The organism is Streptomyces sp. Tu 3180 (assembly GCF_009852415.1).
GTDB lineage: Bacteria > Actinomycetota > Actinomycetes > Streptomycetales > Streptomycetaceae > Streptomyces.
This window is the reverse complement of the sequence record NZ_WOXS01000002.1, coordinates 8,015,138-8,030,574: the sequence shown is the minus strand read 5'-3', so window position 1 is coordinate 8,030,574 and position 15,437 is coordinate 8,015,138. Positions and strand designations below refer to the sequence as shown.

The following is a 15,437-nucleotide window of genomic DNA, read 5'->3' as shown; positions in this document are numbered from 1 at the left end:
GCACCGGAGACAGCCGAGCATCATCCTGATGATCACATGTCCGGCACCCGGGGCGACGGGCATGTGGGGAAGCCGCCGCACCGTGGATGATCAGCCCGGAGCGGGGCGGGGAGCGGCCGGCGCCCGCCCGTCCCGGAAGGGTGGCCGGGGACGCGCGCGCCGGTCGGTGAGGCGGGCGCGGACGGCGGCCGGGAAAGCCGGGTGCCGCGGGCCCTGGACGAGAGGACGGGCGGGCCGCACCCCGGTGGGGGCGGCCAGACGCTCCGGGTCCGGCGGTGAGGCGGGCGACGTCGGTCCAGTGTCATGCGCAGGTCTGTGATCAGGTCCGAGTCGAGCGTGCGCGTTCCTCCCGGGTCACGGAGTGGGCGCGTCGTCCACGTCCCCTCGGCACGGGCGGTCCGTGCTCCCGGGGCCGCTGCCGCGGCGCCGTACGCCGCACCGGTGCCGGAGGCGGCGGAGGCTCCGGGCGGGGCGTCCGCCCTGCTGCCGCCTCGCTGTCGCCGGTGTCGCTGCCGTCGGTGTCGCTCCCGGCGGCGAGCGCGACCACGGCCGGCACGCGTCGTCAGGGGCCCCTCGTGCCGGCCGGCCCCGGCGCCCCCTCCGGCTGCTCACGGCCACGGGCCGGGCGGGCCCGTGCGACGCCCTCCGGCGCCCCCGGCCGCGTCGCCGCCGGCCTGAGGGGACGTCAGTCACCGTCCTGGGCGAGGAGTTTGCGCACGTTCTCGACGCTGCCGCAGCCGTCCTTCAGGTACTGGGCACGTGACTCCTCGAACGCCCTGCCCAGTTCGGCCCGGCGATCGTCGCTGACGTTCTCCCGGGCGTCGTTCAGGAGCGTCCGCTCCTCCTCGTCCGCGTGGTGGTTGACCGCCGTGACCAGCTCTTCCAGCTTGTCCTGCCATTCCTCCGATGCGGTGTCCTCCACCTCCAGGAGGGCGAGCAGCGCTTCGTCGGCTTCCCGGTGCTCGTGGACGCTGTGGTCGACATCGTCGTCGTCGACGTTCTTGTAGCGGCGCAGCGCCGGGTAGACCTCCTCCTCCTCGGCGCGGGCGTGAGCGATCAGCAGGTCCGCGAACTCCGCCAGGGCGGCGGCACGATCGGCTTCGACGTTGCGCATGGTGCGGAAGAGGTCCTCCATGCGGCGGTGGTCCTGCAGGATGAGCTCGACGACATCGGCGGACGACACGGTGACTCCTCACTCGGGACGACGGTGATCCGCTCTCGCGGATACCCCGGTTTCCACAGGTGAGACGTGTGCGTTTCCTCCGCCGCCGGCCGCCGGCCTCGCTCCGGACCTCGGCGCGCCGCCGGGATCGTCCGGGGGCACGGGGGCGAACGCTCAGGCCGACGGCATCGGTGCGGCGGGCCGGAACCCGGGCCGCGGCGGAGGAGACCCGCGCCACCGTCCGGAACCGCGGAACGGACCGGTCGCCACAGGCCTAGCGCACGGCGAGATGCGCGGTGACGCGCTTTCCGGCCGGCTCGCGCCGGACGCCGACGTCCCGGCACAACGCGAGGACGATCTCCAGGCCGTGCTGCCCGACCCGGCCGGGGTCCGTGGGCTTCGGTGACGGCAGGGTCGTGTCACCGTCCCGGACGGTGACGGTCACCGTGTCCGCCACCAGGGCCAACGACAATTCGATGGGATCCGAACCGTACTTGACCGCATTGGTGATCAGCTCGCTCACCACCAGCTGCGCCGCGTCCACCACTCTGTCGGGCAACGCCCGTCCCCGGTCGTCCCGCAGCGTGGCCAGGTACCCCGCCGCGAGGCGACGTGCATCGGCGATGCGGAAGGCACCTCGTTCGAAACGTACCGAGTAGCCCTCCGGACCGGCACCGGACGGTGCCTGCCCGGCGGACGCACCGCCCAGCCCGATGTCACGTATGCCGCTCAACCTTCAAGCAACTCCCCCGTGATGCGCGGCACGCCGGTGCGCACCGCATGTTCAGAACACGTGCGGTCCCTACAGTAGTGTCCGCTCCCCCACGCCCGATCAGCGCGTCGCGTGCGTGCCGGTCCCCGGGCGTGCCCTCCTCCGGCACCGTCCGCTGCCGGAGGAACGGCCTCGACGACTCCCGCGCGTCCCTGGACGCCGCCGCCGGCGGATCCGGCGTCTTCGGCATCCCGGTGGTGATCCCGTCGGCCCGCACGGTCGTCGTCACGATGCACCTTCCCCGTCCGGCGACTCGACCATCGGCGGACGACAAGCGCGTTCCCCGAGTCCGGCCGCGCATGCCCGCAACGGGACGGACGGTGCCGGGTTCCTCGCTGCGGGCGCGGGAACCGGCCCCGTGCGAACGGGCCGTCACCGTGCTCGTCCCCGTCGGCGCGGAGCCGCCCGTGTCCTCGCGTCCGGGCGCGCCTGCCCGCGTCCGGATAGCAGACGGCGTGCGGCGGCACAATCCGCCCGTGCGCACGTCGTGCCGGACGGGCTGTGGTGCCCCACGCCATACCGTTGCTCGTTGAACCACCCCTACGGTGCCGGGCACCGGGCCGCTCCCGCCGTTCACGCCGGCGGAGTGGTCCGGTGTCCCCCGAGCGCCCGAGGGAGCCGCCATGCAGTCGCCGCCGTCACGGGGAGCCGCCGCCCCGCCGTGCCCCGTCCCTTCCACGCCACCGCCCGCCGATCCGCCGCCCCGCCCGGCGGGACACGTGTGGCGAACCCTGCTGTCCCGCCTGGCGGCCGTGGTCGCCCTCGCGCTCGGAGCGGCCCTGGCCGGTCCGGCACCGGCCGCCCACGCGGCGGTCGGACTGACCAGGGTCACCGGCTTCGGCACCAATCCCGGTCAGCTGAACATGTACGTCTACCGGCCCGCGTCCCTGACCCCGGACCCGGCGGTGGTGCTCGCGCTGCACGGCTGCACGCAGAACGCCCAGGGCTACGCCGACAACTCCGGGCTGCCCGGACTCGCCGACCGGCACGGGTTCCTGGTGGTGTTCGCGGAGACCACGACCGCGAACAACCTCAACAAGTGCTTCAACTGGTTCCAGCCCGGCGACAACCGCAGAGGCCAGGGCGAGGCCGCCTCCGTCCGCCAGATGGCCGCGCACGCCGTCTCCGCCTTCGGCGCGGACTCCCGGCGGACCTACGTCACCGGCCTGTCCGCCGGAGGCGCCATGACGTCGGTGATGCTCGCCGCCTACCCGGACGTCTTCCGGGCCGGCGCGGTCGTCGCCGGGCTGCCCTACGGCTGCGCCGACGACGTCCTCAGCGCGTACTCGTGCATGAGCCCGGGAACCGACCTCACCCCCGCCCAGTGGGCCCAGCGGGTTCGTGACGCCCATCCCTCGTGGTCCGGCCCGTGGCCGCGCGTGGCCATCTGGCACGGCGACCGGGACACCACCGTCGTCCCGCGCAACGCCGACGAACTCCGGGACCAGTGGACCGCGCTGCACGGCCTGCCCCAGACACCGGGCCGCACCTCGGTCATCGGACCGAACTCCACCCGGCACGAGGAGTACCCGGCCGGGGACGGGTCGGTGGCCGTCGAGGTGAACCGCGTCCCGGGCATCGGGCACGGCACCCCGGTCGATCCGGGCAGCGGCACCCAGCAGTGCGGCAGCACCGGAGCCGCGTACTTCCTGGACTCGATCTGCTCCAGCTACTGGATCGCACGGTTCTTCGGCCTGGAGGACGCCGGCTCCCAGCCCGGTTCGCCGCCCGCTCCGACCGGCCTGGCCGCCACCGGCACCACCGACACCAGCATCAGCCTGGGCTGGAACCCGGTCGAGGGCGCCACCGGCTACGTCGTCCACCGCGACGGCGCCCCGATCGCCACGTCCGGCTCGGCGTCGTACACCGACACCGGGCTGTCCCCCGGCTCCTCCCACACCTACGCGGTGGCCGCCCGCGGCGCCGACGGCCGGACGGGGCAGCTCTCCGGTGCGGTCACCGCACGGACCACCGGTGCCACGGCCGCCTGCTGGACCGCCACCAACTACGCCCACGTCCAGGCGGGACGCGCCACGACCGGCGGCGGCCACGCCTACGCCGTGGGTTCCGGCCAGGACATGGGTCTGTACAACACCTTCGTCACCCGCACCCTGAAGGAGTCGCCCGTCGGCTACTTCACCGTTGCGGACGGCACCTGTCCCTGAGGGAGGCGTGCGGAGGGTCCGGGCCGAGCCCTCCGGCACGCTCGGCCGGCGTCGAAGCCCGCCCGCGGTCCGCGGGCGGGCGGCGCCGGGCTCCGCCGGGTCAGTCCCTCAGGGCGTAGAAGCGCATCGGGGAGTTCGGCTCGAAGCCGATACGCGGGTACACGGGGGCCCCGGCGGCGGTCGCGTGCAGGGTCGCCCGGGTCGTCCCGGTGGCCCGGGCGCCCTCGTGCAGTGCCTTGCGCGTCACCGCTTCCGCGTAGCCCCGGCGCTGCCACTCGGGGGCGGTGGCGACGAGCACGACGAAGAGGCGGCCCTGCGCCTCCACCGTGGCGGCGCAGGTCACGGGGACGCCGTCCCGTACGCCGAGGTAGGCGTACACCTGGTTCTTCCACAGTGCGGAGCCGGCCAGACCGTCACGGCCGTCCTCCAGCGGGAAGCCGTAGGCACGCGAGTTGAGGTCCGCGAAGGCCCGCAGGTGGTCGTCGGTGGTCACGCGTACGAACGTCAGGTCGGGGTGGGCCGGTTCGGGGACGGGCAACAGGTCCCCTGCCATGCCCGTGCCGGGGAAGGCGTGCGCGAGGCCCGCCTGCCCGGCCGCCGCCTCGAGCGCCGCGCGCGCCTCCTCGTCGAGGAGGTCCTCGAAGAGCCACAGGAAACCCGGGTGCTTCTTCGACCGCATGATCTCCGCCGTCTCGTTCAGGCGCTCCCTCAGGAGCCCGGCGTCCATGCCGACCTCGGTCAGCGTGACGCAGTTCCAGAAGGCGAACCGGCAGTCGGCCCAACGGACGGCGATGCCGGGAAGGTCGCGGACGTCCGCGTCCGGATCCCGGTCGAGGACCATGACCCGCCAGACGGCGGCGAGTTGTTCCATCGATTCGATCGAGTCCGCGAGATCGTGCATGGGAGCCCCTCGAGTCGTCGCCTACGCGGAAGTCGTCCGAGCAGTACACGCTTCCTGCCCGTCGCGGAGCCCGCTCATCCCGTGTCCGCCCCGGCTGGACCCGAATGCGTCAGGTGTCCCGGCCTCACGGCTTCCGCGCGGCCAGGGGGACCGACGCGGTGACGGCCACGAAGCCCTCCCCGGCCCTTCCACCGGGTGGTGGTGCTCCGGCCGAGCACCACCACGCCGGTACCCGCGGCGAGCCGGGAACGGGCGAGCGCGTCACCGAGCGTCCCGTGTCCGGTTCACCCTTCGGGGGTCACCCTTCGAGGGTCTTCCTCAGCGCGGCCAGTCCCTCGGTGTAAATACCGTGGAACAGGGCGACCGCCTCCTCCTCGCTCACCCCGGCCGGGGTGAAGGTGCCGGACCACTCCACACGGCTCTGCCCGCCGGACGCCTCGTGCACGGTGAGGGTGGAGCGGTAGCCGGTGACCGGGAACGGCGCCCGGATGATGGAGTAGCTGTACGTGCGCGCCCGGTCGTCGAACGCTTCGAGGCGTTCGACGATGACGCCGCCCTCCCCGTTGGTGAGGCTGCGGACCCGGCCGCCCTCGCTGAGCGTGCTGGCGGGAATGTAGGGCAGCCAGTCGGGCAGGGAGTCGAAACCGCCGATGAGCTGCCAGACGCGCGCGGCGGGCGCGGGGATGTCGACGGTCGCGGTTGTCGTCGCCATGGTCGTCGTCTCCTGAATGGGGTGGGGCAGATGGTCAGACGGTGGGTACGGGGGCGTCCTGAGCGATCAGCCCCTCCGTGCGCAGGGCCGTCCAGAAGGCCGCCGGGACCGTCTCGCCGAGTGCGGCGACGTCCTCGGCGACGCGGCCCGGCCGCGAGGCCCCCGGGATGGCCGCGGCGACCGCGGGGTGGGCGAGGGAGAACTGCAGCGCTGCCGCCTTGATGCCGATGCCGTGCTGCTCCGCGAGTGCCTTGATGCGCTCCACCCTGGTGACGACCGGTGCGGGGGCCTTCTGGTACTCGAAGTGCTGTCCGCCGGCCAGGACACCGGAGCTGTACGGTCCGCCGACGACGATGTCGACGTGCCGGGCCGTCGCGGCCGGCAGCAGCCGCTGCAGTGCGCGCTCGTGGTCGAGCAGGGTGTAGCGGCCGGCGAGGAGGAACGCGTCCGGCTTCGGCTCGTCGAGGTCCAGCGTCAGTTCCAGGGGCTCGACCCGGTTGACCCCCAGGCCCCAGGCCCTGATGACACCTTCGTCGCGCAGCCGCTGCAGCACCCGGAACGCGCCGGTGCGGGCGCTCTCGTACGCGGCGAGCCACTCGTCGCCGTAGAAGTCCTGCGCGACGTCGTGCACCCACACGATGTCGAGGCGGTCCGTCCTCAGTCGCTCGAGGCTGTCCTCGACGGAGCGCAGCGTGGCGTCGGCCGAGTAGTCGTTGACGATCTTGTTGGGGCGTCCGTGCTCGAAGAGTCCGCCCTTCTCGCCCAGGTCGCGGGCGGAGGGGTCCTCGATCTCGTCGAGGACGACGCGGCCGACCTTCGTGCTCAGGACGAACTCGTCGCGGGGGCGGCCGGCCAGTGCCTCTCCCAGCCGGATCTCGGACAGGCCCGCGCCGTAGAAGGGCGCGGTGTCGAAGTAGCGGATGCCGTTGTCCCAGGCGGCGTCCACGGTGGCCGCGGCCTCCTCGTCGGGTATGGCCCGGAACATGTTGCCCAGCGGTGCGGTGCCGAAGCCCAGGCGGCCGGGCAGGAAGGACGTGATGGACATGCGTGCGGTTCCTTGCTGTGCGAGATGCGACGGACGTGGTTCGTGCGCCTTGTGCGCAGTCCGTCGGTCCGATGTGTTCGAGGCTAGGAAGTAGAGTTGAGACTGTCCAAGACTTACTCGGACACACTTGAGTCCTTCGAGGTCTTACATGCTTGACCTGCGGCAACTCCGCTACTTCGTCGCCGTCGCCGAGACCGAACACGTCGGCCGGGCCGCCGAGCGGCTGCACATCTCCCAGTCGCCGCTCAGCCGGCAGATCGCCCAGCTCGAGCAGAACCTGGGCCTCTCCCTGTTCGAACGCGGCCAGCAGAGGATCCGGCTCACCCGGGACGGCCAGGTCTTCCTGGCCGAAGCCCGCGCGCTGCTGCGGCACGCGGACCGCCTGGAGAACCTGGGCCGCCGGCTGGGCCGCGGGGAGGAGGGCGGCCTGTGCATCGGCTACGTCGCGGACGCCATGCACACCGGCATCCTGCCCGGCGCGCTGCGCGCCGTGCGCGGCGAGCGGCCCGACGTCCACATCGCCCTGTACAGCCTCTCCCCCGCCGAGCAGTTCGAGGGGCTGCGGCAGCGCAGTCTCGACATCGCGCTCGTCCACGAACCTCCGGGCCCGGACGACCCCGACCTCTTGGCCGCCCCCCTGCTCGAGGACCCGCTGCTCCTCGCCCTGCCCGCGGGGCACCCCCTCGCCGGCCGGGAGGAGGTGGCCCCCGGCGACCTCGACGGCCAGCCGTGGATCGCCGTCGAGAACCCCCAGGACCCCGCCTGGCGGGACACGTTCGTCAGCGCCTGCACGGCAGCCGGCTTCACGCCCGACATCCGCCTCGAGGCCGCCGAGCCGCTGACCGCGCTCGGCCTGGTCGCCTCCGGGCTCGGACTCGCCCTCGTGCAGAAGAGCATGACCCGCGCCACCACCGAGGACGTCGCGGTACGCGAGCTCCCCTGGCACGAGACGTGCGTCCAGCTGTGGGCCGCATGGCACCGGGTCGACCTGCGGCCGCTGGTCGCGGAGTTCCGCGCCACCGTCCTGCGCACGGGCAGCGCCTCCTAGGGGGTGTCGTTCGGACCAGGCCGGCTCCGGGCAACGGTGCCTTGCGGACCGACCCGAGCGGGGTCTGGTGCGTGCGGACGCAAGGCGGAGGAGGGCGCCAGGGCGGAGCCCCGGCAACCGACGACAACGCCGCAGATGCGCGTGCCGGGCCCCGCGGCCCCGGCACGATCCAAACGACACCCCCTAAGGGTGCTGCCCGGCGGGGCAACGGGCGTGCGAGACCGCGACCACCACGCCCGGACGCGCCGGGAGTGCCGCCTCCGGGTCCCGGGCCGGGCCGAGCGCGACGTGGTTCGTCGGCTCGTCGAGGACGAGGAGGTCCGGGGAGGTCATCAGGTTGGGGCACCGCGGTGGCCGGTGGTCCGTACGGCCACAAGAATGCCTGAACGGGATCATCCAGGTTCCTCACCACCGAAATGCCCGTTGGGAGGACGGTCGTGCACGACGAGCGCAGCCAGGTGCGGCGGGCGACCGCGTGGCGGCGGCCGACCGCCGGCGGCACGCCCGAGGGGGGCCTCCGGGCCGCCGAGAAGGCCGTCCCGGAGGCGGCCGAGGCGGAGCACGACCTGGTCGGCGAGGGCTGCGGCGCCGATCCCTCCGCGCTGAAGGCCGGGCGGCTGTACCGCAGGGTCAGCGGCAGGGACGACCGGGCACGACCGGTGGGCCCGGAGGAACTCGCCGGCCTGGGCGATCCGATGGCCGCCGAGTTCTTCCACAGGGACAGGTTCCCGATGACGGTGCGGGAGCTGCTGTCCGGGCTGCCGGAGGCGGCCGCCGCCTCCCGGCGGGTGTACCTGGTCGGCGAGGCCGGGCAGATCGCGCCGGACGCCTCCCCCGGACTGCACCGTGACATGCGCTTCGCCATCACCGCGGCCGTGCGGGCCGGCCAGCCGGACCTGCTGATCAGTACCCAGGCCGGCGGCGACCAGGTCACGGCGTTCCTCCAGGTCGCGGCCTGGGATCCCGGGGCGAAGGTCTTCAACTTCTACATGCGCGTCGGCCCGGCCTGGGTGTGGGCGGGCAACTCCTGGGACGCCCTGGAGCCGGACTCCCGCGGCAAGGGCTGTTTCGACAGCCACGTCAACGGCAGCGTCGTGATGAAGGAGCTCAGGATCCCCTGGATCAACTGGCAGTCCGAGAGGGCCACGATCCGGCTGGCCGACGACGACCCGCTGCGCCGCGATCCGCTCTACCAGGAGGTCACGGGCGCCCAGAAGCTGGAGCTGACCGTCAGGTCGCTGGTCACCAGGTGGACCGCCGCGCGACTCGCCGGGGTCACCGCGAACGGCGTCGTCGAACACCCCGACCGCCTGCTCCGCCACCTGTTCACGACCACCACCGTCAACCTCGCCTGCACGGACAGACAGAGCAGCGTCGTCACCCCGGAATCGGCCGACCTGGTGCTCCCGATGGGTTTCTGGCTCAATCAGGACGTCCTCCTGGACGACCTCGGCCTGGTGACGCGGGCCGCACCGCCCACGGCGCCCGCCGCCCGGTACTGCGCGAGCCTGACCCGGTTCGGTTTCCGGATGGAGGAGCGAGCCGAGGACGGAAGCGTCGTCTTCCACCGTCCCGGCGACACCTTCTTCGCCTTCGTGGTGCCCGAGGCCGCTCACGAGGACAACGAAGTGGTGCGGCAGATGATCCGCCACGGGCTGCTCTCGGCGAAGTTCGCCGCCTGCGTGCTGATGGTCGACTTCCCCAACCCGGTCTTCAGCCCGCCCCGCGCGCATCTCATGCGGTACGCGCCCACCGCGGCGACCGAGCCCTCGGCACTGTGCGACCGGACGGCCCTCGCCATCACGGATGCCGCACGCACCCTGCCCGCCGACAGCCCCGAGGGCCTCTTCGCCGCCCACTGGCGGGTGCCCGACGACGCGTGGCAGGCGGTGTTCGGACAGCGCGTGGACGCCTACCTGCGCAAGGCCGCGGCGCGGGCCCGCACCGAAGACGGTTTCGACGACTACGTCCGCCTCGCCGAATCCCGCCGCCGGCGGTTCCGGGCCATGAGGCTGAACGAGTTCCAGCTGACCCTGCCGGTCACCGGCATCCCCGCCGACGCGCCGCCGCTGACGATGCGCGAGGACGCCACCACCGTCCCCCTGCCCTGAGGCCCCCTGCGCTCGGCCACCGCGCCGTCCGCTCCGCACGGAAGGAACGAACCATGACGAAACTCGACGCCTACGGGCCTCCGGGGAACCTCGACGACTTCGACGACTTCGGCCGCAAGGCGTGGAACGCCTTCATCTCGGACACGGTGGACGCGGCCATCAAGGGACCCGACCCCGACGAGGTGCTGCACGACAGCCCAAGACCTCAGTTCTACAACCTGACCAGCACGGACACCGCCGAGGACGCCACCCGGGCCGTCATCAGCTGGACCGCGTTCCCCCGCATCATCAAGATCACTTCAAGTTCCGACGTCCAGCGGTGGGAGCGCGCCGACGCCAGCCGTGACGTCCAGGACGAGTACTGCGAATGGAGCGTCACGCGCGACGACAAGAACAAGATCACGCAGGTCACGTTCACCTGTGAAGGTCCCGAGTACTGGGAAGTGCTCGCGGAGACCAACCCGCAGAAGGTCATCGAGCTCTACCGCCGGCACATCAGCCCCGACGTCCGCCCGGAGGATCTGTTCTCCCCCACCGGCCGCTACCGGCCGCGCAACAAGTGGAACGACTCCACGAGCCACGGCGCCATGCACCTCGTCCAGCGCAACAACACCCTCGGCGCCGAGATCGAACTGGCCGCCGCGGCCACCGTCCGGCGCGTCGTCGACGGCACGGAGCTCACCACCGAGCAGGAGCTCATCGCCTGCGGCAAGTACGGAGCCGCCGAACGCAACAGCGATCCGCACATCGGCGCCGGAGTCAACGCCCTCGCCCGCCGAAGAGCCGACATCACCCTCGCCGACCCCGTCGGCCTGTACTTCGACGACCTGTCCACCGACGGCTGGGAGACGCCCGACGGGTCCGACCCCAAGAGCTACTGGACCTACCTCAGGGGTGACGCGGAACACCGCGTCCGGGCCGTCTACCGGGTGCCGCCGGAGAAGGGCTTCAGCGTCGGAGACATCACCATCGCCGGCAGGCCCATCCGGTTCGGCTCCCAGATCGCGGACTTCATCACCATCAAGCTCACCGGGGTCGCCTGCCGTTTCGGCAGGAGCACGGCCGAGCCGCAGACCTCCTGCGTGGAGTTCCTCCCGGCCGACATGCCCGAGGAGGCGTTCACCGCGGAGGCCTTCTCCGCTTCCGGCGACTTCCTCGACCCGAGGCCCGCCGTCTCCAGCCGGTCCTCCCGCGTCGCCTGAACCACGCCGACGGTGGTACCGCGTCACTGTTCGTACCGGGCCGGTCCTCGTCCTCCGCGCACCGGCACCCGGGGACCGTCGGCGTCGAGCGCCTCCGCCGGGTCGTGCGCCGGCCGGGCGAGCCGGACGGCTCCCCGGCGTCCCGGACGATTCCCGGCCGGAGGCCCGCGACAGCGCATCTTTTACGGCGCCGAACGGGCTCTTACAGGATGAAAGCGCCCGATTTGGAACGTTCCCGAGCCATGCCGGACCATGGGCACCGGCCCGGCGATCCCGGGCATCAGTTCGAAGAGAGGCGCACCACCCCATGCACGTCACCGGAACCGTCCCTCCGTCGGCTCCGGCCCCGCAGGAGATCCCCGCGGCCCCCGCCCACCCCGCCGGCACCACCGGCGACCCGGGACGGCACACCCGTCGCTTCGGGCTGCCCGTCGCCACCGCCCTGGTCATGGGCAACATCATCGGCGGCGGCATCTTCCTGCTTCCGGCCTCCGTCGCCCCCTACGGCACGATCAGCCTGCTCGCCTTCGGTGTCCTGACCGTCGGTGCCATCGCCCTCGCCCTGGTCTTCGGCCGGCTCGCCGAACGGGACCCGCGCACCGGCGGTCCCTACGTCTACGCCCGCGGGGCCTTCGGCGACTTCGCCGGCTTCCTCGCCGCCTGGGCGTACTGGATCACCACCTGGGTGTCCAACGCGGCGCTCGCCGTCGCCGCCGTCGGCTACCTCGACGTGCTGATCCCGGTGAACGACCACCGCTGGACCGCCTGCCTCGCCGCCCTCGTCCTGCAGTGGCTGCCCGCGCTCGCCAACTTCGCCGGCACCCGCTACGTCGGCGCCGTGCAGCTGGTGTCCACCGTTTTGAAGTTCGCGCCGCTGCTGCTCGTCGCCGTCGGCGGGCTGTTCTTCTTCGACCCGGACAACCTCGGCCCCTTCCACGCCGGCGACGGCAGCGCGATCGGCGCGGTCTCCGCCTCGGCCGCGATCCTGCTCTTCTCCTACCTCGGCGTGGAGTCGGCCGCCGTCAGCGCGGGCGAGGTCGAGAATCCCCGGCGGACCGTGGGACGCGCCACCGTCATCGGCACCGCGGGCGCGGCGCTCGTCTACCTGCTGGGGACGCTCTCCGTCTTCGGCACGGTCGCCCACGACGAGCTGGTCGGCTCCACCGCGCCCTTCTCGGACGCCGTCGACGCCATGTTCGGCGGCGCCTGGGGCGGCTGGGCCGTGGCGCTCGCCGCGCTCGTGTCGATGACCGGCTGCCTCAACGGCTGGACGCTGCTCAGCGCCCAGACCCCGTACGCGGCGGCGAAGGACGGGTTGTTCCCCGCCGCCTTCGCGCGCAGGCGGCGCGGGGTGCCCACGGTCGGCGTCGGCGTCACCGTCGTCCTCGCCTCGCTGCTGACCGTCTACAACTACGCCTCGGGCTCGGCGAGGGTGTTCGAGATCCTGGTCCTCGTCACCACGTTCACCGCGACCGTGCCGTACCTGCTGGCCACCGCCGCGCAGCTGTTCCACCTCGTCTCCGGGCGCCGCGACCGGGTCGACCGTGCGCGGCTGGTGCGCGACGCCGTGATCGCGTCGGTCGCGGCCGGGTTCTCGCTGTGGCTGGTCGCGGGCGCCGGATACGCGGCCGTCTACCAGGGCGTGCTGTTCCTGTTCGCGGGCGTGCTGGTCCACGCGGTGATGGCGGCCCGCAGGCAGCGGACGGAGGCCCCGGCCGACGGGCGGTGATCCCGCCGCCGGCCGGGACCGGTGTCCCGGTGGGGCCGCACCGCGTCAGCGGACGGGCTCCAGGCGGACGACGATGCCCTTGTACGTGGGCTGGTTGCTGGTTTCCGCCACGCTGTCGAGCGGCACCAGGACGTTGGTCTCGGGATAGTACGCGGCGGCGGTACCGCGCTTGGCCGGGTACGCGACGACCCGGAAGTCCTCGGCGCGTCGCTCGGTGCCGTCCGTCCACACGCTGACCAGGTCGACGTGGTCGTCCTCGCCGAGGCCCAGTCCGGTCAGGTCCTCCTGGCTGACGAGGACGACCCGGCGGCTGCCGTGGATGCCGCGGTAGCGGTCGTCGGCCGTGTAGGGGACGGTGTTCCACTGGTCGTGCGAGCGCAGGGTCTGCAGCAGCAGGTGCCCCTCGGGAACCCGCGGCATGTCCCAGGCGTTGCGGGTGAACCGTGCCTTGCCGACCGCTGTGGGGAACACGCCCTCGTTGACCGGGTTGGGCAGCCTGATGCCGCCGGGGCGCACCACGCGCTGGTTGAAGTCGTGCAGTCCCGGGACGATGCGGGAGACACGGTCCCGGATCTCCCCGTAGTCGGCCTCGAAGGCGTCCCACGGGATCCTCCCCGTGCCGTCGAGCGTACGGCGGGCGAGCCGGCACAGGATGGCGACCTCGCTGAGCAGGAGGGGGGAGGCCGGCCTCAGCCGTCCGCGCGAGGTGTGCACCTCGCTCATCGAGTTCTCCACGGTCACGAACTGCTCGCCGCCGGCCTGGACGTCCCGCTCGGTGCGGCCCAGCGTCGGCAGGATCAGCGCGGTACGGCCGCACACGGTGTGCGACCGGTTGAGCTTGGTGGAGATGTGGGCGGTCAGGCGGCACGAACGCAGGGCCTCCTCGGTGACCGCGCTGTCGGGTGCGGCCCGGACGAAATTGCCGGCGAGGGAGAGGAAGAACTTGATCCGGCCCTCGCGCATCGCCTTGATCGCGTTCACCGAGTCCAGCCCGTGGGCGCGCGGCGGGTCGAAGCCGAACTCCTGCCGCAGTGCGTCCAGGAAGGAGTCCGGCATCCGCTCCCAGATGCCCATCGTCCGGTCGCCCTGCACATTGCTGTGCCCGCGTACGGGGCAGGCTCCGGCGCCCGCCCTGCCGAGGTTTCCGCGCAGCATCAGGAAGTTCACCATCTCCCGGATGGTGGGGACGGCGTGCCTGTGCTGTGTCACTCCCATGGCCCAGCAGACGATGACGCGCTCGCTGCGCAGCACGTCGTCACGGACCTGCTCGATCTCTTCACGGGTCAGTCCGGTCGCCGCGAGGATGTCGTCCCACTCGACGGTGCGGACGTGCCGCGAGAAGTCCTCGAACCCGTCGGTGCGCGTGCGGATGAAGTCGTGGTCCAGTACGCGGCCGGGCCGGGCGTCCTCGGCCTCCAGCAGCAGCCGGTTCAGGCCCTGGAACAGGGCCATGTCCCCGCCGCCGCGGATGTGCAGGAACCGGTCGGCGATCCGGGTGCCGGGCCCGATCACCCCGCGCGGCTTCTGCGGGTTCTTGAACCGCAGCAGTCCGGCCTCGGGCAGCGGATTCACCGCGATGACGCGGGCGCCGTTCCGTTTGGCCTGTTCCAGCGCGGAGAGCTGCCGCGGGTGGTTCGACCCGGGGTTCTGGCCCACCAGGAAGATCAGGTCGGCGTGGTGGATGTCCTCCAGGCTGACCGTGCCCTTGCCGGTGCCCAGGGTCTCGTGCAGGGCGAAGCCGCTGGACTCGTGACACATGTTGCTGCAGTCGGGCAGGTTGTTGGTGCCGAACGCCCTGGCGAAGAGCTGCAGCACGAAGGCGGCCTCGTTGCTGGCCCTGCCCGAGGTGTAGAAGACCGCCTCGTCGGGTGAGCCGAGGGAGGTGAGCTCCGCGGCGAGCAGTCCGAGGGCGTCGTGCCAGCTGATCGGCTCGTAGGTGTCGGAGCCGGGCCGCTTGACCATCGGTTCCGTGAGCCGTCCCTGCTGGTTCAGCCACATGTCGGACCGTCGGGCGAGGTCGGGGACCGGGTGCTCGCGGAAGAAGTCGCGGGTGATCCGCCGCGTGGTCGCCTCGTCGTTGATGTGCTTGGCGCCGTTCTCGCAGTACTCGTTGCGGTGCCGGTGCCCCGGAGACGGGTCGGCCCAGGCACAGCCGGGACAGTCGATGCCGTCCACCTGGTTCATCGTCAGCAGTGTCTCCCCGGTGCGCAGGGGGAGGTCTGCTCGAGGGAGTACTCCAGCGCGTGCACCACCGCCGGCACTCCCGCCGCCCACTTCTTGGGCGGTGTCGCGGTGAGCGGATCCCTGGCACCGTCGTCGGACCGCTTCGGCATCGGACTTCCTCTCACCGGACGCTCGGTTCTCCCCAGTCTCACGTCCCCGCCCGTGGGCCGCCACACGAACGTCCACCGGCGGCCGTCCCGTCCCCGTCCCCTCGTCTTCCCGGCCGCGGCCCCGAGGCCGCGCGGACAGGTGCCCGGCACGGGCCGTGGTCGCCGGCCCGTGCCGTGAGGGCTGCCCCGGGGGGATCGTGGTGGCGGATCGGCGGGCGGGCGGTGACACTGGGGGCAGCAGTGCCCGACGACAGCAG

11 protein-coding genes and 1 pseudogene are annotated in these 15,437 nt (G+C 72.5%); 5 read left to right on the top strand and 7 right to left on the bottom strand.

Features of this window, described 5'->3' with window-relative positions; genetic code table 11:
- Positions 1-685: 685 nt before the first annotated feature.
- Positions 686-1,183, bottom strand: a complete 498-nt coding sequence (locus GL259_RS36095) for a hemerythrin domain-containing protein (RefSeq protein WP_159537853.1) — start codon at positions 1,181-1,183, stop codon at positions 686-688.
- A gap of 253 nt (positions 1,184-1,436) precedes the next feature.
- Positions 1,437-1,895 (bottom strand): ATP-binding protein, encoded by a 459-nt coding sequence (locus GL259_RS36090; protein WP_159537851.1) that lies wholly within the window; start codon positions 1,893-1,895, stop codon positions 1,437-1,439.
- Positions 1,896-2,653: 758 nt separating this feature from the next.
- On the opposite strand from GL259_RS36090, the gene GL259_RS36085 reads away from it, so the two are divergent.
- Positions 2,654-4,099 carry a PHB depolymerase family esterase gene (locus tag GL259_RS36085; RefSeq protein WP_243762491.1) on the top strand — a complete coding sequence of 482 codons (1,446 nt, stop codon included), beginning with the start codon at positions 2,654-2,656 and terminating at the stop codon, positions 4,097-4,099.
- A gap of 100 nt (positions 4,100-4,199) precedes the next feature.
- Here the strand turns inward: GL259_RS36085 and GL259_RS36080 are convergent, their stop codons facing one another.
- The 3 genes from GL259_RS36080 to GL259_RS36070 form a co-directional block, all read right to left on the bottom strand.
- Complete coding sequence (locus GL259_RS36080) at positions 4,200-5,000, bottom strand: GNAT family N-acetyltransferase (protein ID WP_159537847.1); 801 nt, start codon at positions 4,998-5,000, stop codon at positions 4,200-4,202.
- 298 nt (positions 5,001-5,298) lie between these two features.
- On the bottom strand, positions 5,299-5,712 hold the full coding sequence (locus GL259_RS36075; protein WP_159537845.1) for an SRPBCC family protein: 414 nt from the start codon (positions 5,710-5,712) through the stop codon (positions 5,299-5,301).
- Between the two features lie 34 nt (positions 5,713-5,746).
- Entirely contained in the window at positions 5,747-6,757 is a 1,011-nt protein-coding gene (locus GL259_RS36070) for an aldo/keto reductase (protein WP_159537842.1), read from the bottom strand.
- A gap of 148 nt (positions 6,758-6,905) precedes the next feature.
- Here GL259_RS36070 and GL259_RS36065 point away from each other — a divergent pair, with 148 nt between their 5' ends.
- Positions 6,906-7,805, top strand: coding sequence for a LysR substrate-binding domain-containing protein (locus tag GL259_RS36065; RefSeq protein ID WP_159537840.1), 900 nt, complete (start codon positions 6,906-6,908; stop codon positions 7,803-7,805).
- Positions 7,806-7,988: 183 nt separating this feature from the next.
- On the opposite strand, the gene GL259_RS36060 is transcribed toward GL259_RS36065, so the two are convergent.
- Entirely contained in the window at positions 7,989-8,138 is a 150-nt protein-coding gene (locus tag GL259_RS36060; RefSeq protein ID WP_166461414.1) for a hypothetical protein, read from the bottom strand.
- 104 nt (positions 8,139-8,242) lie between these two features.
- Between GL259_RS36060 and GL259_RS36055 the strand changes: the two genes are divergently transcribed.
- The 3 genes from GL259_RS36055 (at position 8,243) to GL259_RS36045 (ending at position 12,847) form a co-directional block, all read left to right on the top strand.
- Positions 8,243-9,916, top strand: a complete 1,674-nt coding sequence (locus GL259_RS36055; protein WP_159537836.1) for a hypothetical protein — start codon at positions 8,243-8,245, stop codon at positions 9,914-9,916.
- Positions 9,917-9,969: 53 nt separating this feature from the next.
- Positions 9,970-11,118, top strand: coding sequence for a hypothetical protein (locus GL259_RS36050; RefSeq protein ID WP_159537834.1), 1,149 nt, complete (start codon positions 9,970-9,972; stop codon positions 11,116-11,118).
- Between the two features lie 307 nt (positions 11,119-11,425).
- Positions 11,426-12,847 carry an amino acid permease gene (locus GL259_RS36045; protein WP_159537832.1) on the top strand — a complete coding sequence of 474 codons (1,422 nt, stop codon included), beginning with the start codon at positions 11,426-11,428 and terminating at the stop codon, positions 12,845-12,847.
- Positions 12,848-12,892: 45 nt separating this feature from the next.
- Here GL259_RS36045 and GL259_RS36040 read toward each other — a convergent pair.
- Positions 12,893-15,180, bottom strand: a pseudogene (locus GL259_RS36040) (FdhF/YdeP family oxidoreductase).
- Between the last annotated feature and the right edge of the window lie 257 nt (positions 15,181-15,437).